The organism is Streptomyces sp. NBC_00335, from assembly GCF_036127095.1.
Taxonomy (GTDB): Bacteria; Actinomycetota; Actinomycetes; order Streptomycetales; family Streptomycetaceae; genus Streptomyces.
Window position 1 is genome coordinate 1,081,175 of record NZ_CP108006.1, and the last position, 23,784, is coordinate 1,104,958.

The window sequence follows — 23,784 nt, forward strand, 5'->3', positions numbered from 1 at the left end:
CTCTCCCTAAAGGGAGGGGATTCCTGGCTCACGTGGGCTGTGGACCGGCGGTCCGTCAGCTCTTACACGATCGGCACCAGCCGGGTGGAGACCAGCCCGGACGAGCATCACGCGAGCGGAGTTCTTATCCCTGGGGGACACGGCTCCGCACGCGATGCACGAGTAGGTTCGTTCCGAGAGGGGTAGTGCGTGCTTGGTTCTCGCTCCGCACTGCGCGCAGTCCATGGTGGTGTGCGCGGGATGGACAAGGTGCACGGTCCGGCCGTGCTTTCGGCCCATCTCGATCAGGGCCGTCTTCGTGGCACCGATCGCGGCGTCCGCCGCTTTGCGTGCCAGGGTGGACTTGGCGAGGAACTTCGCCTTGAAGTCCTCAACGGCCAGGGCGTCATGGTCGCGGACCACCTTCTTGGCCCACTTTCGGCCGGTGTCCTGACGCTGCCTGGAAATCTTCATCTGCGCCCTCGCGGCCTGCTGCCGCGCTTGACGATAGCCCCGTGTCTGGGCCTTGCCCTTGGGCGTGCGGCGTCGCGCCATCATGCGCTGGTAGTGCGCGAGGCGGTCGGCGGCTTTCCTGCCGTACTGGGCGTGGGGCAGGTCGTGTTCGTCGGACGTGGTGGTCGCCGTCTCCCTCACGCCCCAGTCGATGCCGATCACCGCACCCGTGGAGGGCAGTGCCTCGACGGTCGTGGGGACGACGAAACTTGCGTACCAGTGCCCGAGGCTGTCTCGGTACACACGCACCGACGACGGCGGCTCGGGCAGATCCCGCGACCACACGACGCTCACGCTGATACCCCCCGCCAGATGCAGGCGCCCGTCCTTCAGCCGGAAGCCGCGCTGCGTGTAGTTGAGCGTGGGGTCCATCATGTGTTTCTTCTTGTACTTCGGCATCCCGGCACGCTGCCGCATCGGAAACCGGGCCTTGATGTCCTTGAGGGCCTTCGTGCGGGATCTGGCGAAGTCGCGGATGATCTGCTGCTGCGGAACGCTGCTGCCCTCACGCAGCCACGCCATCGAGCGTCGGGCCCCGGTCAGTATCTTGTCGAGCTGCGACGGACCACACGTCGCCTTCTCAGCGGCCGTCTTGTTGTGGGTGTGCACCTTGCGGGACATCGCCACGCACTCGTTCCACACCCACCGACACCGCGCCCACTCCGCCTCAAGCCGGCCAAGCGCGGTGGACGACACGCGAAGCCGGAAGGTGTACCGGGCATGCCCGGTATCCCCGTCGCCCATCGCTGCTGTCGGCATGCTCCCCAACCTAACCGCCCCCACTGACAACGAAAGAGAGCGCAGGTCAGAACAGATGCGCAACGAACTCCGCCGCTACGCGGCTCTGCCCCAAGGACCCATTCCTCCCAGGGCTGAATCCCGAGGCATCCTGGGAGAGATCAGGTGACCTTCACCCGCCGCCGGGCGGTCACGGCCGGGGCAGGGCTCGCCCTCGCCCTGGCCGCGGCCCCCGCCGTGACCGCGACCCCCGCCGCGGCCGTCCCCCGGGGAAAGGGGTGCGGGCGCACCCTCTACATCGCCGGTGACTCCACGGCGGCGCAGAAGTACGCCGACGCCGCCCCGGAGACCGGGTGGGGCATGGCCCTGCCCTTCTTCCTGCACCGGGACGTCACGGTCGCCAACCACGCGGTCAACGGCCGCAGCACCAAGAGCTTCATCGACGAGGGCCGGCTGACCGCGATCCTGGACGTGATCCGGCCCGGAGACCTCCTGCTGATCCAGTTCGGCCACAACGACCAGAAGACCACGGACCCCACGCGCTACACCGAGCCCTGGACCACCTACCAGGACAACCTGGGCCGGTTCGTCGACGGCGCGCGCGAGTGCGGGGCCCTGCCGGTCCTCGCCACCTCCGTCGAGCGCCGCAGGTTCGACGCCGAAGGCACCGCTCTGCGCACCCACGGGGACTATCCGGCCGCGATGCGGCAGGTGGCCGCCGAGGAGGACGTCGCCGTCATCGATGTCCAGGAGCAGTCCCTGGCCCTCTGGCAGGAGCTCGGCCCGGAGACCACGAAGACGTACTTCAACTGGACGGCGACCGAGCAGGACAACACCCACTTCAACCCGCCGGGCGCGATCGCCGTGGCCCGGATGGTCGCCACCGGCCTCCTCCACGCCCGCGCCCTCGCACCGGGCGACACCCGCCGCACCGACGAGGAAGTCCCCGCGCAATGGATCACCTGGCCCGATTCCGAGGAGAGCTGAGCATGCGACCCACACGAGCATGGGCGGTGGGCGCCACCGCCCTCGTCCTGAGCGTCACCGGACCCACGGCCGCCGCGCACGCCGGACCCGCGGCGCCCGACCCCGCCCGTCAGGTCCTTGCGGCCGGTGACGGCTGGGCGTCCGAAGGTACGGGAACGAGCGGCGGCGCCGCGGCCGATGCCTCCCGCGTCTTCACCGTCACCACCTGGGAGCAGTTGCGTGCGGCGCTCGCCGTCGCGGGCACCGAGCCGCGGATCGTCAAGGTCGTGGGCACGCTGAACGCCACGGCAGCCGGCTGCGCGGCCTTCGAGGCTCCCGGGTACGACTTCGCGGCGTACCTCGCCGCCTACGACCCCGCGGTCTGGGGGCACGACACCGAGGTCAGCGGGGAGCAGGAGGATCTGCGCGCCGCCTCCGCCAAGGCGCAGGGGAAGGCCATCAAGGCGTACGTCCCCGCCAACACGACGATCGTCGGCGTCGGCAGGAACGCCGGCATCACCGGCGGCAGCCTTCAGATCCAGGGCGTCGACAACGTCGTCGTCCGCAACCTGACCGTGGAGAGCCCTCTCGACTGCTTCCCGCAGTGGGACCCTACGGACGGGGCGACGGGTGCGTGGAACTCCGAGTACGACAGCGTGGTCGCGTACGGCTCCACCCATGTCTGGATCGACCACAACACGTTCACCGACGGGGCCCACCCGGACAGTTCGCTGCCCTCGTACTACGGTGAGCCCTACCAGCAGCACGACGGCGAGCTGGACATCGTGCGCGGCGCCGACCTGGTCACCGTCTCCTGGAACGTCTTCGCCGACCACGACAAGACCCTGATGATCGGCAACAGCGACAGCGCGGGCGCCACCGACCGCGGCAAGCTGCGTACCACCCTCCACCACAATCTCTTCAAGAACGTCGTCGAGCGGGCGCCGCGGGTCCGTTTCGGCAAGGTCGACGCGTACAACAACCACTTCGTGGTGCGCGGTTCGGACTATTCCTACAGCCTGGGCATCGGAATCGAGTCCCAGCTCGTCGCGGAGAGGAACGCCTTCACGCTCGCCGGGGGCGTCCAGGCCGGCAAGATCCTCAAGAAGTGGAAGGACGCCCCGGTCACCACTGCGGGCAACCTCGTCAACGGTGCGCCGCTCGACCTCCTCGCGGTCCACAACGCCCAGTTCCCCGAAGAGATCCTGCGCGCCGACGCGGGCTGGACGCCGTCCCTTCGCACCCGGGTCGACGTGCCGCAGGCCGTGCCCGCCCTCGTCGACCACCGTGCGGGCGCGGGCCGCATCTGCTGACGTTCCGGACGCCGCTTCCTCTCCCCTCCCTTGCAGCGAAGGAGCTCCCGCATGCCCTCGCACCACTCACGGGCCGCTCTCGGCCGCCGTTCCCTGCTCACCGCCGGTGCCGGAGCGGCGTTCGCGCTCGCCGTGTCCGGCGGCCGCGCCGCCGCCCACCCCGGGGGCGGCCCGTTCGGCCGGTTCGGTTCGCCCGCCGCCCGGCTCACCGAGCGCACCCTGTACGTCCACCCGGGCGGCTTCGGAGACCACACCACCGTCCAGGCCGCCGTGAACGCGGCGGACGGCTCCGGCTGGACGCTGGTCCTCGCACCGGGCAGGTACCGGGAGACCGTCGCCGTCAGCCCGGCCCGCACCGCCATGACCTGGATCGGCGCGAGCGAGAACCCCCGTGACGTCGTCGTCGTGTACGACAACGCGGCCGGCACGACACGGCCCGACGGCGGCACGTACGGCACGACCGGTTCGGCAACGACAACCGTCCAGGCGGACGGATTCACCGCACAGTGGATCACCTTCGCGAACGACTTCCTGCGCACCGACCTACCCGGGAATCCCGGCACGCAGGCAGTCGCGATCAAGGTCCAGGGCGACCGGTCCGCCTTCTTCCACTGCCGGTTCCTCGGACATCAGGACACCCTCTACACCGACTCGATGGCGCTGGCCACCGTCGCCCGCCAGTACTTCGCGCACTGTTACGTCGAGGGCGACGTCGACTTCGTCTTCGGCAGGGCCCGCGCGGTGTTCGAACACTGCCACTTCCGTACGCTGCTGCGCGCCGATCTGGCGGGCGCCCCGTACGGCTTCGTCTTCGCCCCCTCCACCGCTCGCGTCAACCCGTACGGCCTGCTGGCCGTCCGCTGCCGGGTGACCAGTGAGGCACCGGACGGCTTCTACAAGCTGGCCCGGCCCTGGGTTCCGGGCTCGGACCCGACCGCATGGCCGTCCCTCGTCGTCCGTGACAGCGTGCTCGGTCCGGGCATCGACGCCACCGCACCGTACGCGAACATGCGCGACGCCTATCCCTGGCAGGCCCAGCGCTTCGCGGAGTACCGCAACACGGGTCCCGGTGCGCGAACCGACATCCCGCAGAACCGCCCTCAACTCGCTTCCTCACAAGCCGCGTCGGCGACGCGCGAGTGCTATCTGGCCGACTGGGCTCCTGACGGCCGGTTCGACGGCGATCGGCTCCATCATGAACCAGGGGGTGTCGTGGGGTCAGTCGACGCCCAGGAGGTGTCGTAGGGATTCGGGGCGGGATGCCAGTTCCGCGGCGGGTGACTGGTGGACGATGACTCCCTTGTGCATGACCGCCACGGTCCGGGCCACGGAGAGGGCGAGGGCGAGGTTCTGCTCGACGAGGACGACCGACATGCCCTGCGCACTGACCTCGCGGATCACCTCGCCCACTTGGGCGACGATCGCCGGAGCAAGGCCGTCGGACGGTTCGTCGAGGAGGAGCAGGCGCGGATTGCCCAGGAGGGCCCTGGCTATCGCGAGCATCTGCTGTTCTCCTCCGGAGAGCTGGTCTCCGCGGTGTCCGAGGCGCTCCCCCAGGCGCGGCAGCAGGTCGAGGACTCGGGTCCTGGTCCAGGGGCCGTGCGCCGGGCGCCGCGAGGCGATGGTCAGGTGTTCGTCCACGGTCAGCGGGGCGAAGACCCTGCGGCCCTGGGGAACGACGCCGACGCCTGCGCGGGCGATCACGTCGACGCGGGCGCCGGCGAGGTCCCGGCCGTCGAGGCCGACGCTGCCTTCGTAGGGGCGGACGAGTCCCATGACCGTCGAGATGAGGGTGGTCTTCCCCACTCCGTTCCGCCCGAGGAGGGCTACGGTCCCGCCCTCGTCGAGGTCCAGGTCCACACCGCCGAGGACGACGCCCCCGGCGTAGCCGGAGCGCAGTCCGCGGATGCGCAGGAGCGGGTTCACGAGGTGACCTCCATCGTGCCCAGGTAGGCGGTCTGGACTTCGGTGGAGGCGCGCACCTCGTCCGGGGAGCCGGTCTTCAGGTGCCTGCCGAGGTGCATGACCGTCACCGTGTCGGCGAGTTCGAAGACCATGTCGAGGTCGTGCTCGATGAGGAGTACGGTCACCTCCCCCGGCAGGGCGGCGATCAGTTCGGTGAGCCGCGCCGTCTCCGCCGGCGACATGCCGGCGGCCGGTTCGTCAAGGAGGAGCAGCCGGGGATCGGTCCCCAGCGCCACCGCGACCTCCAGCTGGCGCCGCTCGCCGTGCGAGAGCTCGGCGGCCGGGAGGTCGTGGCGGGTGGGCAGGCCCACCCGGTCGAGCAGTTCGTGCGCCTTCGCGATCGCCCCGGCGCGGGAAGCGGCGCGGGATCCGGCTCGGGAACCGGCCCCGGAGCTCCTACGGCGTGCCACCGCGAGGAGTACGTTCTCCAGCACGGTTTCGCGCATGAAGAGGCTGGAGTGCTGGAAGGTCGCGGCGACGCCGAGCCCGACCCGGCGGTGTACGGGCAGCCGGGTCACGTCCCGCCCGTCGACGAGGATGGTTCCGGCGGTGGCGGGCAAGGTGCCCGAGATCAGGCCGAACAGGGTGGACTTGCCCGCGCCGTTCGGGCCGATGACGGCGTGCCGGGCGCCCGGCCGCACCGTCAGGTCGACCTCGTCCAGGGCTCGGAAGGAGCCGAAGTGCCGGGATACCGCGCGCAGTTCCAGTAGGCCGTGGTCTTGGCTTGTCACGCCGTCCTCTTTCGGGTGAGCCTGTGCGGGATCCGTACGCCGGCCAGTCCTCGGGGCAGCGCGTAGACGGCGATGACGAAGAGCAGGCCGAGCAGCAACGGCCCGCGTCCGGAGACGACTTCGAGGTTTCCGAGGTAGTCGCGGGTGAGCCAGACGAGCGCGGCGCCCGCGCAGGCCCCGCGCATCGAGCCGGAGCCTCCGATGACCACGGCCAGCAGGGCCAGTGCGGCGATCTCGAAGCCGGCGTCGCCGGGCGAGACGAACCGCTGCACCGAGACCCACAGGGCCCCTGCGGCGCCGGCCAGCGCCCCTGCGCCGCAGTAGGCGGTCAGGGCGTACCGCTGGGTGGGGTAGCCGATCGCCCGCATGCGGGGCTCGTTGTCCCGGATGCCGCGCAGGGCGAGGGCGAACGAGGTCGAGCCCAGGCGGGAGACCGCCGCGAAGAGCAGCAGGAACACGGCCAGGACGTAGAAGTAGACCAGCCCGTCGAGCTCCAGGGCGGGCATGCCGGGCAGGGGGACGACGGGCGGGATGCCCGACATCCCGTCGGTGCCGTTCGTCAGCGACTTCCAGTTGACGGCGGCGCTGTAGGCGATCTCGCCGATGGCCAGCGTGAGCATCAGGAAGACCACGCCCCGGGCTCGTACGGCAAGCCAGCCGGTCGGCACGGCCACCAGCGCGGAGACGCCTGCGGCGATGAGGAGTTGGAGCGGTCCGATGTCGGTGATCCGTGTCGCCGTGATCGCCGCCGTGTACGCGCCGACGCCGAAGTAGGCGGACTGGCCGAGGGTCGGCAGCCCGGTCAGGCCGGTGAGCAGGTTCACGCTCAGCACGAGGAGGGCGAACACCAGGATCCGCGACAGGGTGCCGATCGCGTACGGACCGAGCACGAAGGGGGCCAGGGCGAGTGCGCCGGCCACGGCGGTGGCCGACAGCCGCCGCCGTATCGCGGAGGCGGGAGATGCGGATGCGGTTGTGGGTGCGGGTGCGGGTGTGGGTGCGGATGCCGACGGGCTCATGCGCGCACCGCCGACGCGACCAGGCCGTGCGGGCGGAGCACGAGGACGAGGAGCATGGTGCCGAAGAGGAGGAAGGGGGCGTACTCCGGGAGCAGCGCCACCCCGAGGGTCTGCACCTGGCCGATCAGGAGCGCTCCGGCGAGTGCGCCGCGCACCGATCCGAGGCCCCCCACGACCACGACGACGAGGGAGAGGACGAGGACGGTCTCGTCGACGCCCGGCCCGGGGCCGAGGATCGGCGCCCCGAGGACTCCGCCGACGGCTGCCAGGGCGGCGCCGGACGCGAAGACCCCGTAGAGCACCTTGCGGACGTCCACACCGAGCGCGCGGACCATGTCCCGGTCGGCGACGGTGGCCCGTACGAGGGCTCCGAGCGAGCTGCGCTCGAAGACGAGGTACACGAGGAGGGCGAGGCCGGCCGCGACGGCGATGAACACCAGCCGGTAGACCGGATAGGCGTGGCCGAGGAGACCGACCGTCCCGCGCAGCGCCGTGGGCGGGTCCGTGGGCAGGACGTCTCCGCCGAAGGCCGCGGCGAGGAGGTCGGCCACGATGAAGGTGATGCCGAGCGTCAGCACGGCTTGGTCCAAGTGGCCCCGGTGGGCCAGGGGTTGGGTGAGGAAGGTCAGCGCGGCCCCGCCCAGGGTGCCCACCAGGGCGCCCGCCAGCAGGGCGAGGAGGAGACCCGTCAGGGTCCCGTCGGAGAGGGCGTAGGCGACGTAGGCGCCGGCCAGGTAGAGCGTGCCGTGCGCGAGGTTGAGCACGTCCATCATGCCGAAGACCAGGGAGAGTCCGACCGCGATCGTGAACAGCAGCAGACCGAAGGCGACCCCGTCGATGACGCTGACGAAGTTGCCGTCCAACCATCCGGACATGTCAGCCGCCCAGTCTGCCGAGCTCGGAACTGACGGTGTTGACGCCCTGCTTGACCTCGCGCAGGTACCAGGGCTGGACGGGCGTCCCGCCGGCGTTGAACCGCCAGGTGCCGCGCGGGCTGTCGATTTCCCCCACCCGGGCGATGGCCGCGTTGACCGATTCGGAGGTCACCGCGGCGCCGGCGGAACCGGCCGCCCCGATCGCCTTGTCGAGGACCTGCGCCGCGTCCCAGGACGCCATCGCGTACGTGGTCGGGGCCGCACCGTGGGCGGCCGTGTACGCCGGCGCGAACTGCTTGTTCGCCGAATTGTTCAGGTCGGCACTGTAGTTGAGCGCCGTGAGGATGCCGTTGGCCGCGTCTCCTTGTCCCTTGAGGACGCCTCCTTCGGTGAGGAAGCCGGGGGCGTAGAGCGGGATCTTGCCGGCCAGTCCGAAGTCCCGGTACTGCTTGACGAAGTCGACGGCCGCGCCGCCGGCGTAGAAGCAGAAGACGGCCTTCGCGCCGGACTTCTCGATCTGTGCGAGGTACGGCTGGAAGTTCTTGGTCCCCGGGAACGGCGTGTAGACCTCCTCCCCCGCCTGCTTGCCGCCCGCCGGGAGGAAGGTGGACTTGAAGCCCTCCACCTCGTCCTTGCCCGCCTGGTATCCCGCGGCGATCAGGAAGACGGGTCCGCCGGCCTTCTCGGCCACGTGCTTGCCGAGCGCCTTGCCCGGTTCGTCGTTGACGTAGGAGGTGCGCCAGATGTAGGTGGTCCCGGTCAGGGTCGTGGGTGAGGCGTTCGAGCCGACGAGCGGGACCTTGCCGGTCTCGAACAGGTCCTTGACCCCGTTGATGGTGGCCGAGCTGACCACCCCGCTCACGGCGAGCACCCGGTCCTGTTTGACCAGCTTCTCCGCTGCCGCCTTGCCCGAGTCGGCCGTCTCCCCCTCGTCCGCGACAACGATCTCCACCTCACGGCCGCCGAGCTTTCCGCCGCGCTGCGCGACGTAGAGCTCGAAGCCCTGCTTCATGTCGTCGCCCAGCGCCTTGTAGGTCCCCGACCTCGGGACGAGGAGCCCGATCTTCACGGGCCCGCCCTGCTTCTCCTCGCCGGTCCCGAGGCTCGCACCACCACATGCCGTGGTCAGCAAGAGTGCCGTCGATGCGACGACCAGACCAACGGGACGAAACCGACCTGCCATGGGAACTCCGTACGTAGTCAACCGGCCCTGGAGGGCGGGATGTTGCTGATGGGGGCGCCTCGGGCAGTCCCAGGCGTGGAAGATCCGGCTCTCCGGGATGGCCCGGGCCGTCGGCCGTGGCCGTGATGACACGTGTCTATCGCGTTTTTTCGACGGCCGTCAAGAACTTCGCAAGATATACGCCCACGCCCGCCCCGCACCCCTTGACCCCCACCCCAAGCATGGAGCAATACTGACCCTCGTCAAATTTTCGCTATAGAAATTTCGGCGACGGGCACCCGATCAGTCAGGGAGTGAAGCACCATGACCGACGATCCATCACGGCGCAAAGTCCTCAAGAACAGCGGGGTGTTGGCGGGCACCGCACTGCTCTCCGGGGCGGCGGGCGGGCGCGCGGCGCAGGCCGCCCCGCGCACGGCCGAGCCCTCACCCGTCGTGGAACTGCCTTCGGGGCGGCTGCGCGGCAGCACCGAAGGGGGCCTCGCCGCGTTCAAGGGCGTGCCCTACGCGGCACCGCCGGTCGGCGCCCTGCGATGGCGGCCGGCCCAGCCCCACCCCGGCTGGCAGGGAACGCGCGACGCGACCGCCTTCGGTCCGAGCGCCCCGCAGCCGTACCGGGAGGGTGGCGACCAGGTGCTCGGCACCCATGGCTCGCCCCCCTTCGACGAGGACTGCCTCACCCTCAACGTCTGGACACCCGGAGCCGACGACGCCAAGCGGCCGGTCATGGTGTGGATCCACGGCGGCGGCTTCATCTCCGGATCCGGATCGATGCCGGGCTACTCCGGCGAAACCTTCTCGCGCGACGGGGACCTCGTCGTCGTGACCCTCAATTACCGCCTCGGTCCGTTGGGTTACCTCTACTTCGGCGAGGACGGCGCCGGGGGGAACTTCTGGCTCACCGACCAGCTCGCCGCGCTGCGCTGGGTACGGGACAACATCGCCGCGTTCGGCGGCGACCCCGACGACATCACCCTCGCCGGCCAGTCCGGCGGCGCGCTGTCGGTCGCGGCGCTGGCCGGTGTCCGGCCCAAGCGCCGCCCCCTGTTCCGGCGCGCCATCCTGCAGAGCCCGCCGCTCGGACTGAAGATCCCCACGCGCAGCGAATCCCTCGAACGCACCGCCTCCTTCCTCGACGTCCTGAAGGTCAGGAACGTGACGGAGCTGCGGGCCGTGCCCTGGCCACGCCTGATCGCCGCCACCTTCGAGATGTTCGGGCGCACCGGACGGTGGGGTTACTGGTCGACCCCGTTCCTGCCGGTGCTCGACGGGGTCACGCTGGACCGCGACCCCGCCGACCTGCTGCTCGGCGGAGCCGGGGCGGACATCGACGTCCTGATCGGCTGGACCAGGGAGGAGGCCAACTTCGCCTTCGCGCTGAGCGAGCCGTACGCCGCCTCGACCAGGGAGCAGGTGGTCGCCCGGGCGCGGGACACCTTCGGAAACCGGGCGGAGCAGGCGTACACGGCGTACGAAGAGGCCCGGCCCGGCGCCCGTCCCGTGGACGTACTGATGGACCTGATCACCGACGAACTGTTCCGCATGCCCGCCGTGGCGCTGGCCGAACGGCGAGCGGCCCGGGGACGTCCGGTCTGGGCCTACCAGTTCAACCTTCCGACGCCCGCGCACGGCGGTCAACTCGCGGCGGCGCACTGCCTGGAGCTGCCGTTCGTGTTCGACAACTTCGACAAGTGGTCGCAGGCTCCCTTCCTGGCGGGGCTGAATCCCAGGGTCCGTGACGGCCTCGCCTCGACGATGCACACGGCCTGGATCTCCTTCATCCGCACCGGCGCCCCCCATCACCACCCCATGCCGCAATGGGGCCGCTACGAACAGGACACCCGCACGACGATGGCCTTCGACTCGGTCACCAACGCCGTGGACGACCTCGCGGGTTACTGGCGGCGCCTGCACCATCCGGCAGGGCGCTGACCGTCCGATCGAGGGGGTCGCCGGCGCGGGGCCGGTGACCCCCTGCAGGTGGCGCGGGCCCGGGGCCGCGGGCATCTCGTCGGGCTGCCGGCAGGGGCCACGCTCGTCGCCTCGGGCAACGGTGGTGTCCACCAGGTGAGTTACCGGCCGGAAGGCATAGGTCCGCACGTGAGGATCCGGTAGCTTTCCGTCACGTCGCCGCCACACCCGGGGCACAGGGCCCCACGGGACTTGCGGCGCGAAGGACCCGACACCTGTTGACGACAGCGACCGAAGTCTTCACAGTCAGGCCGTTCACCCCGCACTGCCAGGTGATCCACACCGAAGGCGATCATGCCGTGATCGGCATCTCGCCCGGGAACAGCTACTTCTCCGCCCAGCGTGTCCTCGACCTCGCCCAGTGGGGCCTGCGCAACTTCGCGCAGGTGGACATCATCTACACCGACCTGCACGTGGCCGAGATGTACGAGGCCCTCGGCTACGACGCCGACGAAGCCCGGCGCAAGGCGGTCAAGAACCTGCGCGGCGTCCGCGCCAAGGTCAACAACGCGGCGGCCGAGGCCGACCCCAGCGGCGAGCGCCTGCGCGCCCGCCCCATGTCGGCCCTCACCGACATCCCCGCCTACCGCAGGCTCCACAGCCACCTGTACAACCTGCTCGACAGCGACCCGGAATTCCGCAGCACCTGCAATTCCCTGGTCGACTCGTTCCTCTCCTCCAAGGTGCTGGGCGGCAAGACCGCCACCACCCGGCAGCGCGAGGTCTGCCTGGAGTACGTCTGCGCCGAAGCGCCGCTCTTCCTCGACACCCCGGCCATTCTCGGGGTGCCGTCCTCCCTGAACTGCTACCACCAGCTCCTGCCGATGGCGGAACTGCTCTACTCGCGCGGCTCCGGTCTGCGCGCCTCCCGCAACCAGGGCCACGCCGTCATCACCCCCGCCGAAGGATCAACCGATGTCCACTGAGACCCTCCTCGACTTCCCGTTCTCCGCACGTGGTGACCAACTCCCGCACGAGGTAGAGGCGTTGCGTGACGAGCCGGTCAAGCGGGTGCGCACGATCGCCGGTGACGAGGCCTGGCTCGTGTCCTCGTACGAACTGTGCAAGCAGGTCCTCGAAGATCCCCGGTTCAGCCTGAAGGACACCTCCGCGCCCGGCGTGCCCCGCCAGTACGCGCTGACGATCCCGCCCGAGGTCGTCAACAACATGGGCAACATCACCGGCGCAGGCCTGCGCAAGGCCGTGCTGAAGGCGATCAACCCCAAGACCGACGGCCTCACCGACTGGATGCGCGGCCACGCCTCCGAACTCGTCGACGGCCTCCTCACCCACGGGGCGCCGGTCGACCTGCGCAGCCAGTTCACCAACCCGTACGCCGAGAACCTGCATTGCCGCATCCTCGGCATCCCGCAGGCCGACGCCCCGCGCCTGGCGTCCAGCCTCGACATCGCGTTCATGAACTCGGCCTGCCCCGTCACCGGTGCCAAGCTCAACTGGGACCGGGACATGGCTTATATGGTCGAGCGCCTCGACGACCCCGCCACCACCGGGCTCGTCTCCGAGCTTGCGGCCCTGCGCACGGACCCCCAGTACGCGCACCTCACCGACGAGATGCTCGCCACGGTCGGGGTCACCCTGTTCGGCGCCGGGGTCATCTCCACCATGGGCTTCCTGACGATGGCGGTCTTCTCCCTGCTCCAGAACCCGGACGTGTGGGAGCAGTTGCGGAAGTCGCCGGAGAAGATCCCGGGCGCCGTGGACGAACTCCTGCGGGTCAACCTCTCGATCGCCGACGGCCTGCCCCGTCTCGCCCTCGAAGACCTCACCCTCGGGGACGTCGAGGTGAAGAAGGGGGAGCTCCTCCTCGTCCTGGTCGAGGCCGCCAACACCGACGCGGCCGTGTTCACCGACCCCCACGTCGTCGACATCGACCGGGAGAACGCGGGCACCCACCTCTCCTTCGGCGGTGGACAGCACTACTGCCCCGCCACCGCGCTCGGCAAGCGGCACGCCGAGATCGCCATCGAGGTGCTCCTGGAGAAGATGCCCCGCCTCCAGCTCGCCGTGCCGGTCGACCAGCTCGTCTGGCGCACCCGGTTCATGAAGCGGCTCCCGGAGCGGCTCCCCGTCCTCTGGTAGCAGGACCGTAGTGGACGAGCGGCCCCGCCCGGAACTCCGGGCGGGGCCGCTCGCCGTGGCGGACCGTACCGCGTCACGCGGTGAAGGGGGCGCCGTCCAGGGTCCAGTGGGGATCCAGGCCGATGCCCAGCGCCGCGTACACATGGGCGGCGACATCGGTGTGCCGGACCGCCGGCGGGGTCGCGCCCGCGACCAGGCCGGGACCGCTCGCCGCCACCCAGGCGGTGCGCTCCAGCTCGCTGCGCCCTCCGTGGCCCCCTTCGTCGCGGTGGCCGTGGTCGGTCACCACGATGACCGTCCACTGCTCCCCGGGGTGGCCGGGACGGTCGCGGACCGCCTTGAGCAGCCGGCCCAGGCGCTGGTCCGCCGTCTCGATCGCCCGGCGGTACTCCGGGCCGCAGCCGAGGAAGTGGGCGGTCTCGTCGACGGCTCCGAGGTAGACGAAGGAGGCGTCGAGGTCTTCTCCGGAGCCCAGGACGCGCGCCGCTTCGGCCGTCACGGCCTCGTCGACCTCTTCCCAGCCCTCCGGCGTGTCCGCGCGGGGAGCGATGAAGGCGAGCCGGCTGGGTGCGGTGAAGAGCGGGCCGCCCTGCTGGGCGAGGAAGAGGGGGGCCCAGCCGCCGGCGGCGAAGGTCCGCCGGCCGCATTCGAGTGCCAGACGGGTGGTGAAGTCGGGGAAGACGTCGAGCCGGTTGCCGTCGAGACGGTTGCCCCAGACCCCGTGCTTGGCCACGGTGACCCCGGTGGCGATGGTGGCCCAGCAGGGCCCGGACATCGTCGGCGTGGCCTCGTCGATCTCGACGGGGGCCAGGAAGCCCTCGCCGGCCATCTCGTCGAGGTGGGGGGTGTCCAGCTCGGCCAGCAGGTCGAGCCGTACGCCGTCGATGCCGACGACCAGGACGTGTTGAGTGGGCATGGAAGCGTCCAGAGTGTCCGTGGGTGGATGGGTGGATGGGTGGATGGGCGGGTGGGTGCGCGTGGGCGCGGGGCCGGCCTGGTGTCCCTTGCGCCTACGGGCCAACGGGCCTACGGGGCTGTGGACCTACGGGCCTATGGCCCCGCGGCCCTGCGGCCCCGCGGCCCACAGGGCGAGTCGGCGGCCTACGGAGCCCCCGCCTGCAGGCGGTGCGCGCCCTCCGCCGGGGTGACGGTGAGGAGCCGCGGGAGCCGGTGGCCCGCCGCGCCGAAGGCCGCCGTGACGTGGTCGCCCACCGCGTCCTCGCGCCCCGCCTCCACCAGCGCGATGACGGAGCCGCCGAAGCCGCCTCCCGTCATCCGGGCGCCGAGGGCCCCGGCGTCCAGCGCGGCCGCCACGGCGAGGTCGGTCTCCGGGCAGGAGACCCGGTAGTCGTCGCGGAGCGACGCGTGACCGGCGGTGAGGATCGGGCCGAGGGCGGCCGCGTCGTCCGCCCGGAGCCGGGCGACGGCTTCGGCGACCCGGCCGTTCTCGGTCACCACGTGGCGGACCAGCGGGACGAGTTCCACCGGGAGGTCGTCCAGCGCCGCCGCGAGGTCTCCGGCGGGCAGGTCCCGCAGGGCGCGCAGGCCGAGCAGCCCGGCCGCCCGTTCACAGCCCGCGCGCAGGGCCGCGTACGCCCCGTCGCCCAGGTCGTGGGAGACCCGGGTGTCGATCACGAGCAGTCCGAGTCCCTGCCCCGGGAGGTCGAAGGGCACCTGCCGGTGCAGCTCCGGGGTGCGGGCGTCGAGGTGGAGGGCGGCCCCGGTGGTGCAGCACACGGAGGCCATCTGGTCCATGATCCCGCAGGGCACGCCGGCGAAGGCGTTCTCCGCCCGCTGGGCGATCCGGGCCAGTTCGGGCCCGGGCAGCCCGAGGCCGTGCAGCTCGTCGTAGGCGACGGCGACCACGCACTCCAGCGCGGCGGAGGAGGAGAGGCCCGCGCCGGTGGGGACCGTGCTGTCGAAGTGGAGGTCCGCGCCCCCGACGGGGTGTCCCGCCTCGGCGAGGGCCCAGACCGCACCGGCCGGGTACGCGGCCCAGCCCGGCACGGCTCCGGGGGCCAGGGCGGCCACGGCCAGTTCGATGGTCCGGCCGTCGCCCTGTGCGCTGTGCAGCCGCAGTCGCCCGTCCGTACGGGCGCGGGCGGCGAGCAGGGTGGTGTGCGGGAGGGCGATGGGGAGGGCGAACCCGTCGTTGTAGTCGGTGTGTTCACCGATCAGGTTGACCCGGCCGGGCGCCGCCCAGATCCCGTCGGGAGAGCCTCCGTAGAGCTTCGTGAAGGTGCTCGCGGCCCGCTCGTTCCGGTTCACGCGAGGGCCTCCCGCAGTCGTCGTGCCGCGGTCTCGGGGGCCACGTCGTTGATGAAGGCTTCCGCCCCGGACTCCGTCCCGGCGAGGAACTTGAGCTTGTCGGGGGTCCTGCGGATGGTGAACAGCTCCAAGTGCAGGGCCAGTTCCTCCCCGCCGGTGCGGGGAGCCTGGTGCCACGCGGAGATGTACGGGGTGGGGGCAGGCCCCTGCGGCCGCTCCGCCTCCGTCTCCGACTCCTGATCCGGTACGGGGAACAGCCGGTCGAAGCGGCGCAGCAAGTCGAGGTAGAGGCCGGGGAACTCGGCACGCTCGGCTTCGGTGAGGCAGGTCAGGTCGGGGACCCGGCGGTTCGGGTAGAGGTGGACCTCGTACGGCCAGCGGGCGGCGTAGGGCACGAAGGCGGTCCAGTGCTCCCCTGCCGTCACCACCCGCTCGGTGGCGGCGCGGGCCGTGGCCAGCAGGTCCTCGAAGAGGTTGCGGCCGGTGGCGGCGCGGTGCGCCGCCGCGGCGGCCGTCATCTTGGCGGTGCGCGGCGTGACGAAGGGGAAGGCGTAGATCTGGCCGTGCGGATGGGCGAGGGTCACCCCGATCTCGGCTCCCCGGTTCTCGAAGCAGTACACCTGCTCGACTCCGGGGAGGGCGGAGAGATCCGCGGTGCGGTCGGTCCACGCGTCCAGCACCAGGCGTGCGGCGGCCGGGGTGAGGTCGGCGAATCCGGCGTCGTGGTCGGGGGTGAAGCAGACGACTTCGCAGCGTCCGGCCTCGCCCGCGAGGGAGGGGAAGCGGTTCTCGAAGACGGCCACCTCGTAGTCGGCGGCGGGGATCTCGCTGAGCCGGCCGTCCCGGGAGGGGCAGAGCGGGCATTCGCCGGCGGGCGGGTGGTAGATCCGGTTCTGGCGGTGCGAGGCGATGGTGATCCAGTCACCGGTGGCCTCGTCGCGCCGCAGTTCCGGGCGGCTGTCCACCGGATCGAGCGGGCGCAGGTCGGGCGCTTCGCGCACGGCACCTTCGCCGGCGTCGAAGTAGATCAGTTCGCGGCCGTCCGCGAGTTTCGCGAGGGTCTTCTTCACCCGCCGAGAATAAACACTCTCCAACATTTTCCACCAGCCCACGCCGATCTTTCCCTCAGACTCCAACAACATTGCCGTGTTATCTTGCTGCCTTCTGACCGGTTTCGCCGATTCCCTGGAGCGACCCGTGGCCGAGCAGGCTGCCCAACTGGCCCACCAGCGACGTGCTCTCATCCTGGACGCGGTCCGGCGCGAGGGTGCGGTGCGGGTGGCGGACCTGGTCGGTCAGCTCGGCGTCTCGGACATGACCGTCCGCCGGGACCTGGACGCCCTCGCACGGCGCGGGGTCGTGGAGAAGGTCCACGGCGGAGCCGTCGCCCCGGCCGGGGCGAGCGGGCACGAGCCGGGGTTCGAGGCCAAGTCGGACCTGGAGGGCGACGCCAAGGCCGCCATCGCGGACACGGCCGCGACCCTGGTGGAGCCGGGCAGCGTGGTCGCCGTCTCGGGCGGCACCACCGCGCACGCCGTCGCCGCCCGGCTCCTCGGGGTACCGCGGCTCACGATCGTCACCAACTCCCTCCCGGTGGCGCAGCTGGTGTGGGCCGACGCCCTGGGCCGCGGGGCCGAAGCCCCCACCCTGCTGCTCACCGGCGGCTCCCCCACCCCCTCGGCCGCCCTCGTCGGACCGCTCGCCGACCAGGCGATCGCCTCCCTCCACGTGGACCTGCTCTTCCTCGGCGCGCACGGGGTGGCGCAGGGCTCCGGGCTGACCACCCCGAACCTCATGGAGGCCCAGACCAACCGGGCCCTGGTCGCCTCGGCACGCCGGGTCGCCGTCGTGGCGGACCACAGCAAATGGGGCGTGGTGGGCCTCAGCGGCTTCGCCGCGCTCCACCAGGCCGACTGGTTCATCACCGACGCCGGCCTGCCCGCCCCCGCCCGCGCCGCGCTCACGGATGAGGTGGGCGAACTCCTCGTCGCGGGCGAGCAGCGGGACTGAGCCACCGCTCGGGCGCCGACGCGCTCCTCACTTCTCCCCTCTGGATGCTTCGGGTCGAGCCGAGTGTGACCACGAACGCCGCCGGGGCTCCACCGGCACCGGCGGGTTCGGGCGGGCGGAGCGGAGTGGGGTCAGGAGGCCCGCGGCGGCTATCAGGAGGCAGAGGGCTCCCGCGGCCAGGCTCGTCGACGGGACCCCGTGCCGGGCTGCCAGGGCGGTCAGCGCGGCGGCTCCCAGCGGGCCCGAGGCGTTGTGGACCGTCCAGAAGGCGGAGGTGACCCGCCCGAGCAGGTGGTCCGGGGTGACTTCCTGACGCAGGGTCATGGAGCTGATGCCGCCCAACGTCAGCCCGAACATGAAGAGGGCGGCCATCGCCGCGATCACGGGCACGCTGCTGCTGGCCCCGATGCCCGCCACCGCCACGCCGATCAGCGCGACCGCGCCGAGCCAGCACGGGCCGAAGCCGAGGATCCGGCGCAGCGGCCCGGCCGCGAAGGAGGCGCACACGACGCCGATGCCGCTCACGGCCATCACGTAGCCGACGGTCGCCGGGGCGCGCTCGAGGTCGTCCCGGAGGCGGAAGATCAGCAGGTCGGTGGCACCGACCGTGACGAAGGTGAGGAGGGTCAGCAGGACGGTCAGCGGGCGCAGCAGGGCGTGCGCCCACAGGAAGCGGAAGCCGACCACGAACACCGCGCGCAGGGAGGTCTTCGCCTCCGGCCGGGGAGTCGCATCATTCCCCCGGGCACCGAAACGCACCCAGCGCAGGCTGACCGCCGAGACGAGGAAGGTCGCCCCGTCCAGGGCCAGCGCCCAGGATCCGCCGACCCCGGCGACGAGCAGGCCCGCCACGATCGGGCCGAGGAGGGTGCCGAGGGCGAAGGTGCCCATCAGCCGTCCGTTGGCGGCGGCCAGGTCGCCCGGTTCGACCAGGGAGGGCACGGCGCTCACGTAGGCCACGTCGAAGAGCGTCTTCAGTACGGTGACCAGCGCGGTCAGGACGTACAGCAGCCAGATCTGCGGGCCGGCGAAGGACCACACCAGCGGTACGGAGCCCAGCAGCACCGCCCGCGCGAGATCGCAGCCGATCATCAGGCGGCGGCGGTCGACCCGGTCCACCACATGGCCCGCGAAGGTTCCCGTGGCGATGGCGAAGACCCCGGAGAGGGCCGTGATCAGGCCCAGCTCGACCAGGGATCCGGTGGCGTCGAGGACGAGCAGCGGCAGGGCGAGCATCGATACCGAGCCGCCGAGCACCGACAGGGCCTGGCCGAGCCAGAAGACGGTGAAGGAGCGGTTGTGGATCAGTCCGGGACGTTGGCCCGTCATCCCAGCAGGGCGTAGACGGTGGAGGCCTTCGCGGCCGGTTCTTCGGCGCCCTCGGGCGTCATGGTGATGTCGGCGAAGGCCATCCGCTTGCCGAGTTTGGTGACCCGTACGTCGATCAGCACATCGGCGCCGACCACCGGCCGCTGGAAGCTGGTGGACTGCTGGACGGTGGTCATCGGGCCGTAGGCCCCGCGCGCGGCGGAGATCGCGATGACGGTGGCGGTGTCCGCGGCGGCCATCAGGGCCTGGCCGCTGAGGCCCCCGCCGTCGCGGGCGAGGGTGTCGGACCAGGGCAGCCGCAGTACGGCGTGCCGTTCGCCGGTCTCCTGGACGGTGAGTCCGAGGGCGAGCACCCAGGGGGCGAAGTTGTCGTGGAGGATCTTGTCCGCGTCTGCCGGTGTCAGCGTCGTCACCGGGTGATTGTGGCGGCCCGGCCCGGGCCGCCACAACTCCCTTTGCGCCAGGCGCGCCTCAGAGGGTGGCGGCCAGTTCCGTGCCCTGGCGGATGGCCCGCTTGGCGTCCAGTTCGGCGGCCACGTCGGCGCCGCCGATCAGGTGCGCCTCGATGCCGGCCGCGCGCAGGGCCTCGTACAGGTCGCGGCGCGGTTCCTGGCCGGTGCACAGGACCACCGTGTCGGCGGGTACGAGGCGCTGCTCGCCCTCCACCGTGATGTGCAGGCCCTCGCCGTCGATCCGGTCGTACGCGGCCCCCGCGACGGAGACGACACCGCGGTGCTTGAGTTCCGCCCGGTGGATCCAGCCGGTGGTGGTGCCGAGCCCGGAGCCGACCTTGGTGGTCTTGCGCTGGAGCAGGTGGACCTGGCGCGGCGGGACGGGGCGCTCGGGAGCGGTGAGGCCGCCGGGGCCGGTGTAGGCGGTGTCCACGCCCCAGTGGCGGAAGTAGACCTCGGGGTCCTGCGAGGCGCCTTCGCCGCTGTCGGTGAGGAACTCGGCGACGTCGAAGCCGATTCCGCCGGCGCCGAGGACGGCGACGCGCTGCCCGACGGGGGCGCCGTCGCGCAGGACGTCGAGGTAGCTGACGACGTTGGGGCCGTCGACGCCCTCGATGTCCGGGATGCGGGGGGTGACGCCGGTGGCGACGACGACCTCGTCGTAGCCGCGCAGGGTCTCGACGTCGGCGCGGGTGTTCAGCTTGACCTCGACCGCGTGCTCGGCGAGCTGGGTGCCGTAGTAGCGGATGGTCTCCTCGAACTCCTCCTTGCCGGGGATGCGGCGGGCGATGTCGAGCTGGCCGCCGATGTGGCCGGAGGCTTCGTAGAGGGTGACGGCGTGGCCGCGTCCGGCGGCGGAGACGGCGCAGGCCAGGCCGGCCGGGCCGGCTCCGACGACGGCGACGCGCTTCTTCAACTGGGTCGGAGACAGGATGAGTTCCGTCTCGTTGCAGGCGCGCGGGTTGACCAGGCAGGTGGTGAGCTTGCCGCTGAAGGTGTGGTCCAGGCAGGCCTGGTTGCAGCCGATGCAGGTGTTGATGGTCTCGGAGCGGCCGGCGGCGGCCTTGGCGACGAAGTCGGCGTCGGCGAGGAAGGGGCGGGCGAGCGAGACCAGGTCGGCGCGGCCGTCGGCGAGCAACTCCTCGGCGATCTCCGGGGTGTTGATGCGGTTGCTGGTGACGAGGGGGACGGAGACCGCGCCCATCAGCCGCTTGGTGACCCAGGTGTAGGCGCCGCGCGGGACCGAGGTGGCGATGGTGGGGATGCGGGCCTCGTGCCAGCCGATGCCGGTGTTGATGATGGTGGCGCCGGCCGCCTCGATCTCCTTGGCGAGGTGGACGACCTCGTCGAGGGTGGAGCCGCCGGGGATGAGGTCGAGCATCGAGAGGCGGTAGACGAGGATGAACTCCTCGCCGACGGCCGCGCGGGTGCGCCGGACGATCTCCAGCGGGAAGCGCACGCGGTTCTCGTAGGCGCCGCCCCAGCGGTCGGTGCGCTTGTTGGTGGCGGCGGCGATGAACTCGTTGACCAGGTAGCCCTCGGAGCCCATGATCTCGACGCCGTCGTAGCCGGCCAGCTTGGCGAGGCGGGCGGCGCGGACGAAGTCCTCGATGGTGCGCTCGACTTCGGCGTCGGTGAGCGCGTTCGGGACGAAGGGGCTGATGGGAGCCTGGAGGGCGCTGGGGGCGACCAGGTCCTTGTGGTAGGCGTAGCGGCCGAAGTGGAGGATCTGCATCGCGATCTTCCCGCCCTCGGCGTGCACCGCGTCGGTGACCACCCGGTGCTCGGCGGCCTCCTCCTCGGTGGTGAGGCGGGCGCCTCCCTCGAAGGGCCGGCCGGCGTCGTTCGGGGCTATGCCGCCCGTCACGATCAGGCCGGCGCCGCCGCGGGCACGCTCGGCGTAGAAGGCGGCGAGGCGCTCGAAGCCCCGCTCGTGCTCTTCGAGGCCGGTGTGCATGGAGCCCATGATCACGCGGTTCGGCAGGGTGGTGAAGCCGAGGTCCAGGGGGCTCAGCAGGTGCGGGTACCGGCTCTGGGGACTCATGAGGGGCGCCTCCTCGCGCGGGGGTGATGAACCTGTTCTAGCTGAGCGGGCGCTTATTATGCAACTAGGTGCACAACCGAGTGCGGAACCCCGCGCCCCGGAGATCCGCCGATTCCCAGGGCCAAGGGCCTTCACCGGCGGGACCTGTGGCGCAGTTCACGGCCGGGGTGATCGCGAAGGATGGGGGGATGCCCGCATTCCCCGCCCCCGAGCGCCGTGCCGCCCGCATGCGCCACGGCGCCCCCGCTCTGCGCGCGGCCCTTGCCGGCGCCGCGGCCACGGTGCTCCTCGCCGGCTGCGCCATCGCCGAGTCCGACACCGACCGGCTCGGCCGCAAGGCCGCGGCGGACGCCGTGGACCCCGTGGACACGGCCGCCTCCCCACCGTCGACCGCGCCCGGGCCCGCCCCCGACCCGACCCGCTCCCCCGCGCCCGAGGCCCGGCTCCTGCGGAACCCGCCCCGCCAGGTGCGCCCGGCGATCGCCCCCGCGCACGGCACGACGGTCGGCATCGGCCAGCCCGTCTCCCTGGCCTTCAAGGGCCAGAAGGTGGACCCCGCGCTCCGGGCCGGCATCGAGGGCCGCATGGAGATCAAGACCTCCACCGGGGTCGTCGGCGCCTGGCACTGGGCGGAGGCCAAGGGGGACACGCACCTCCACTTCCGGCCGCGGGAGTACTGGCCGGCGGGCACCGAGGTGACCCTCGACGCCAGGCTCGCGGGAGTGAAGCTGGACGACCGCACCGCCGCCGGAAACCGCAGGCTGACCTTCCGGGTGGGCCCCGCGATGGTCAGCAAGGTGGACCTCGCCGCGCACACGCTCACGGTGGTCAAGGACGGCACGCCCCTGCGGACCATCCCGGTCAGCGGCGGCGACGTCATCGAGGTGACGGGCACGACCGGCAAGCCCATGGACCACTTCGGCAACGGCTACGGCGACTGGAACCTGAGCTGGGACGAATGGCTGCGGGGCAGCACCCTGGGCGCCTCCAAGAGCTGAGCCCGACGGCGCGCCGGAGCCCGCCCGGTCGTGTGCGTACCGCTCGCGCTGCTCCTGGTCGCCGCCAGAGGCTGTTCGGGCGCGACTCGGAGCCGAACGGCATCCAGCCCGGACGTACCGCGGGGTGGGGCCGGTCGGCGGCAACTCCACTGTCCGGCCCTGGCGGACCTCCGTAGCGACCGGCAGCCCCTACATGGCGGACCGCAGCATCCCGGCCGTCTTGGCCATGGCGGCCTTCGTCGCCTCGTCCGTCGCGGTCCGTGCGGCGTCCTCCAGCAGGAGGGCGGCCTGTGTCAGCTCCCGTCGGCGTCGCTGGTCTTCGTCGGCCGACGGAGTAGGGGTACACGCCCTGGGGCCGAGTCCCTGGACGCCGACCCGGCTTCTGGGTTGTCGCGCCTTGCCCGGCCCTGTCACTCGGGTGCGTACGGTCCTGATGCCGCCCGTGTGGTCTGGAGGGCGGCCAGTCTGTGTACGAAGCGGATCGCGAGGAGGGCGGCCACGAGCGACAGCACGCCTTGTACGGCGGCTGCGCCGGCGGCGGCGGAGAGGCCCGCCGCGTCGGTGGCGCTGTCGTACAGGGACCCGTATTACACGCGGTCGGCGAGCAGGGACAGGATCCACATCAGCCACCACCAGGTGATGAACGCGGTCGAGGTGGGCCGGTCGGAGCCGTTGGGGCTGAGCTGGCGGCTCGCTTCCCAGGTCTCCCTGGCGACGCGGACGGGGATGACCAGGTTGCCGAAGGGGATGAACCAGCCGCCGATGGCCCAGCCGCTCGACCGGGTTGCCGTGTCGGGCCTGAAGGCCTTGGCGGTCTTGTGCGCGAGGTAGAACCAGGTGATGAAGACGCCGGCAGTGGCGAGCAGGAGCGGAATCTGGATGAGGGCGGCCAAGGCCATGAGCGCGTCCGGCGGGGTGAGGCTGTCGGCCGTGCCCGCGTCGGGGTACCGGCCGCTCTCCAGTACCGAGCGGACGTAAAGGCCGGCTCCTGCCAGGAGCAGGGCGTACGCGCCGGAGACCGAGAGCAGCACGATCGTGGCGATGGACAGGCCACGGGGCGGGCGGGGCGTGTCAGGCAGCGAGTTCCAGCCCGGCAACGGCTGGACGGGTATCGCTTGGTGGGCGTAGTTGGGGTCAGGCGCCGCGGGTGGCGGCGAGCCGGGCGTGCTGTAGGACATGAAGTGGTACCCCCCACGGGAACGTGAACGTGTGACGCGAAAAGGAGGAAGGCGGCCGGCTGACGCGCGCGGCGCCCCTCGGCACTCCCGGCTATGCCGGAGTTTCGGGTTGGGTGCTGATCCGTACCGCCTGGTGCGGCCGTCCGCCGGAC

Annotated in this window: 22 protein-coding genes; 8 read left to right on the top strand and 14 right to left on the bottom strand. The window is 71.6% G+C overall.

From position 1 onward, the window contains the following. Nucleotides 1-6: 6 nt before the first annotated feature. A complete protein-coding gene (locus OHA37_RS04990; RefSeq protein ID WP_266902857.1) occupies nucleotides 7-1,251 on the bottom strand; it encodes an RNA-guided endonuclease InsQ/TnpB family protein in 1,245 nt (414 codons plus the stop codon). A gap of 144 nt (nucleotides 1,252-1,395) precedes the next feature. Here OHA37_RS04990 and OHA37_RS04995 point away from each other — a divergent pair, with 144 nt between their 5' ends. The 3 genes from OHA37_RS04995 to OHA37_RS05005 are packed head-to-tail and all read left to right on the top strand — an operon-like array spanning nucleotide 1,396 to nucleotide 4,754. Next, entirely contained in the window at nucleotides 1,396-2,217 is an 822-nt protein-coding gene (locus OHA37_RS04995; protein ID WP_266902859.1) for a rhamnogalacturonan acetylesterase, read from the top strand. A 2-nt stretch (nucleotides 2,218-2,219) separates the two neighbouring features. After that, on the top strand, nucleotides 2,220-3,509 hold the full coding sequence (locus OHA37_RS05000; RefSeq protein WP_266902861.1) for a pectate lyase family protein: 1,290 nt from the start codon (nucleotides 2,220-2,222) through the stop codon (nucleotides 3,507-3,509). A 51-nt stretch (nucleotides 3,510-3,560) separates the two neighbouring features. Further along, complete coding sequence (locus OHA37_RS05005) at nucleotides 3,561-4,754, top strand: pectinesterase family protein (protein ID WP_266902863.1); 1,194 nt, start codon at nucleotides 3,561-3,563, stop codon at nucleotides 4,752-4,754. Here the strand turns inward: OHA37_RS05005 and OHA37_RS05010 are convergent. From OHA37_RS05010 to OHA37_RS05030, 5 genes are read right to left on the bottom strand one after another with little or no spacing between them, the layout of a single operon-like run. After that, on the bottom strand, nucleotides 4,728-5,435 hold the full coding sequence (locus OHA37_RS05010; protein ID WP_266902865.1) for an ABC transporter ATP-binding protein: 708 nt from the start codon (nucleotides 5,433-5,435) through the stop codon (nucleotides 4,728-4,730). The genes OHA37_RS05005 and OHA37_RS05010 overlap by 27 nt on opposite strands. After that, a complete protein-coding gene (locus tag OHA37_RS05015) occupies nucleotides 5,432-6,205 on the bottom strand; it encodes an ABC transporter ATP-binding protein (protein WP_266902867.1) in 774 nt (257 codons plus the stop codon). Before OHA37_RS05015 ends, OHA37_RS05010 begins: the two co-directional genes overlap by 4 nt. After that, nucleotides 6,202-7,224 (bottom strand): branched-chain amino acid ABC transporter permease, encoded by a 1,023-nt coding sequence (locus OHA37_RS05020; protein WP_266902869.1) that lies wholly within the window; start codon nucleotides 7,222-7,224, stop codon nucleotides 6,202-6,204. The genes OHA37_RS05015 and OHA37_RS05020 overlap by 4 nt, the downstream gene beginning before the upstream one ends. Then, nucleotides 7,221-8,099 carry a branched-chain amino acid ABC transporter permease gene (locus OHA37_RS05025; protein WP_266902871.1) on the bottom strand — a complete coding sequence of 293 codons (879 nt, stop codon included), beginning with the start codon at nucleotides 8,097-8,099 and terminating at the stop codon, nucleotides 7,221-7,223. The genes OHA37_RS05020 and OHA37_RS05025 overlap by 4 nt, the downstream gene beginning before the upstream one ends. Before the next feature lies 1 nt (nucleotide 8,100). Beyond that, on the bottom strand, nucleotides 8,101-9,282 hold the full coding sequence (locus OHA37_RS05030; RefSeq protein WP_266902873.1) for an ABC transporter substrate-binding protein: 1,182 nt from the start codon (nucleotides 9,280-9,282) through the stop codon (nucleotides 8,101-8,103). Between the two features lie 303 nt (nucleotides 9,283-9,585). Here OHA37_RS05030 and OHA37_RS05035 point away from each other — a divergent pair, with 303 nt between their 5' ends. The 3 genes from OHA37_RS05035 (at nucleotide 9,586) to OHA37_RS05045 (ending at nucleotide 13,353) form a co-directional block, all read left to right on the top strand. Next, nucleotides 9,586-11,214, top strand: coding sequence for a carboxylesterase/lipase family protein (locus OHA37_RS05035; protein WP_266902875.1), 1,629 nt, complete (start codon nucleotides 9,586-9,588; stop codon nucleotides 11,212-11,214). 257 nt (nucleotides 11,215-11,471) lie between these two features. Beyond that, nucleotides 11,472-12,179, top strand: a complete 708-nt coding sequence (locus OHA37_RS05040; RefSeq protein WP_266902876.1) for a tRNA-dependent cyclodipeptide synthase — start codon at nucleotides 11,472-11,474, stop codon at nucleotides 12,177-12,179. Further along, entirely contained in the window at nucleotides 12,169-13,353 is a 1,185-nt protein-coding gene (locus OHA37_RS05045; protein ID WP_266902877.1) for a cytochrome P450, read from the top strand. The genes OHA37_RS05040 and OHA37_RS05045 overlap by 11 nt, the downstream gene beginning before the upstream one ends. Before the next feature lie 73 nt (nucleotides 13,354-13,426). Here the strand turns inward: OHA37_RS05045 and OHA37_RS05050 are convergent, their stop codons facing one another. The 3 genes from OHA37_RS05050 to galT all read right to left on the bottom strand — a co-directional run bounded on the left by OHA37_RS05050 (nucleotide 13,427) and on the right by galT (nucleotide 16,691). Then, nucleotides 13,427-14,269: an alkaline phosphatase family protein gene (locus tag OHA37_RS05050; protein WP_323182308.1), complete on the bottom strand. Its 843-nt coding sequence runs from the start codon at nucleotides 14,267-14,269 to the stop codon at nucleotides 13,427-13,429. Between the two features lie 185 nt (nucleotides 14,270-14,454). Further along, a complete protein-coding gene (galK, locus tag OHA37_RS05055) occupies nucleotides 14,455-15,621 on the bottom strand; it encodes a galactokinase (protein ID WP_266902878.1) in 1,167 nt (388 codons plus the stop codon). Continuing rightward, the gene (gene galT / locus OHA37_RS05060; protein ID WP_266902879.1) at nucleotides 15,618-16,691 is read right to left on the bottom strand and encodes a galactose-1-phosphate uridylyltransferase; all 1,074 of its coding nucleotides are present in this window, start codon (nucleotides 16,689-16,691) and stop codon (nucleotides 15,618-15,620) included. Before galT ends, galK begins: the two co-directional genes overlap by 4 nt. Before the next feature lie 127 nt (nucleotides 16,692-16,818). Here galT and OHA37_RS05065 point away from each other — a divergent pair, with 127 nt between their 5' ends. Continuing rightward, entirely contained in the window at nucleotides 16,819-17,631 is an 813-nt protein-coding gene (locus OHA37_RS05065) for a DeoR/GlpR family DNA-binding transcription regulator (protein WP_266902881.1), read from the top strand. 27 nt (nucleotides 17,632-17,658) lie between these two features. Here OHA37_RS05065 and OHA37_RS05070 read toward each other — a convergent pair whose 3' ends face one another. Genes OHA37_RS05070 through OHA37_RS05080 form a run of 3 tightly spaced genes read right to left on the bottom strand, consistent with a single transcriptional unit; the run spans nucleotide 17,659 to nucleotide 21,456 of the window. Continuing rightward, the gene (locus OHA37_RS05070; protein ID WP_266902883.1) at nucleotides 17,659-18,960 is read right to left on the bottom strand and encodes an MFS transporter; all 1,302 of its coding nucleotides are present in this window, start codon (nucleotides 18,958-18,960) and stop codon (nucleotides 17,659-17,661) included. After that, on the bottom strand, nucleotides 18,957-19,373 hold the full coding sequence (locus OHA37_RS05075) for a PaaI family thioesterase (RefSeq protein ID WP_266902885.1): 417 nt from the start codon (nucleotides 19,371-19,373) through the stop codon (nucleotides 18,957-18,959). Before OHA37_RS05075 ends, OHA37_RS05070 begins: the two co-directional genes overlap by 4 nt. Nucleotides 19,374-19,431: 58 nt before the next feature. Then, nucleotides 19,432-21,456: an oxidoreductase gene (locus tag OHA37_RS05080; RefSeq protein WP_266902887.1), complete on the bottom strand. Its 2,025-nt coding sequence runs from the start codon at nucleotides 21,454-21,456 to the stop codon at nucleotides 19,432-19,434. 188 nt (nucleotides 21,457-21,644) lie between these two features. Between OHA37_RS05080 and OHA37_RS05085 the strand changes: the two genes are divergently transcribed. After that, nucleotides 21,645-22,454 (top strand): Ig-like domain-containing protein, encoded by an 810-nt coding sequence (locus OHA37_RS05085; RefSeq protein ID WP_266902889.1) that lies wholly within the window; start codon nucleotides 21,645-21,647, stop codon nucleotides 22,452-22,454. A gap of 189 nt (nucleotides 22,455-22,643) precedes the next feature. On the opposite strand, the gene OHA37_RS05090 is transcribed toward OHA37_RS05085, so the two are convergent. After that, a complete protein-coding gene (locus tag OHA37_RS05090; protein WP_266902891.1) occupies nucleotides 22,644-22,868 on the bottom strand; it encodes a hypothetical protein in 225 nt (74 codons plus the stop codon). Between the two features lie 173 nt (nucleotides 22,869-23,041). Next, on the bottom strand, nucleotides 23,042-23,632 hold the full coding sequence (locus OHA37_RS05095; protein ID WP_266902893.1) for a DUF4328 domain-containing protein: 591 nt from the start codon (nucleotides 23,630-23,632) through the stop codon (nucleotides 23,042-23,044). Nucleotides 23,633-23,784: the final 152 nt, after the last annotated feature.

What these genes read in the sequence shown, in the direction of transcription:
- OHA37_RS04990 (WP_266902857.1), bottom strand. Translation starts at nt 1,251, where the DNA reads ATGCCGACAGCAGCGATGGGCGACGGGGATACCGGGCATGCCCGGTAC.
- OHA37_RS05000 (WP_266902861.1), top strand. Translation starts at nt 2,220, where the DNA reads ATGCGACCCACACGAGCATGGGCGGTGGGCGCCACCGCCCTCGTCCTG.
- OHA37_RS05005 (WP_266902863.1), top strand. Translation starts at nt 3,561, where the DNA reads ATGCCCTCGCACCACTCACGGGCCGCTCTCGGCCGCCGTTCCCTGCTC.
- OHA37_RS05020 (WP_266902869.1), bottom strand. Translation starts at nt 7,224, where the DNA reads ATGAGCCCGTCGGCATCCGCACCCACACCCGCACCCGCACCCACAACC.
- OHA37_RS05025 (WP_266902871.1), bottom strand. Translation starts at nt 8,099, where the DNA reads ATGTCCGGATGGTTGGACGGCAACTTCGTCAGCGTCATCGACGGGGTC.
- OHA37_RS05030 (WP_266902873.1), bottom strand. Translation starts at nt 9,282, where the DNA reads ATGGCAGGTCGGTTTCGTCCCGTTGGTCTGGTCGTCGCATCGACGGCA.
- OHA37_RS05035 (WP_266902875.1), top strand. Translation starts at nt 9,586, where the DNA reads ATGACCGACGATCCATCACGGCGCAAAGTCCTCAAGAACAGCGGGGTG.
- OHA37_RS05045 (WP_266902877.1), top strand. Translation starts at nt 12,169, where the DNA reads ATGTCCACTGAGACCCTCCTCGACTTCCCGTTCTCCGCACGTGGTGAC.
- OHA37_RS05050 (WP_323182308.1), bottom strand. Translation starts at nt 14,269, where the DNA reads ATGCCCACTCAACACGTCCTGGTCGTCGGCATCGACGGCGTACGGCTC.
- OHA37_RS05070 (WP_266902883.1), bottom strand. Translation starts at nt 18,960, where the DNA reads ATGACGGGCCAACGTCCCGGACTGATCCACAACCGCTCCTTCACCGTC.
- OHA37_RS05080 (WP_266902887.1), bottom strand. Translation starts at nt 21,456, where the DNA reads ATGAGTCCCCAGAGCCGGTACCCGCACCTGCTGAGCCCCCTGGACCTC.
- OHA37_RS05085 (WP_266902889.1), top strand. Translation starts at nt 21,645, where the DNA reads ATGCCCGCATTCCCCGCCCCCGAGCGCCGTGCCGCCCGCATGCGCCAC.
- OHA37_RS05095 (WP_266902893.1), bottom strand. Translation starts at nt 23,632, where the DNA reads ATGTCCTACAGCACGCCCGGCTCGCCGCCACCCGCGGCGCCTGACCCC.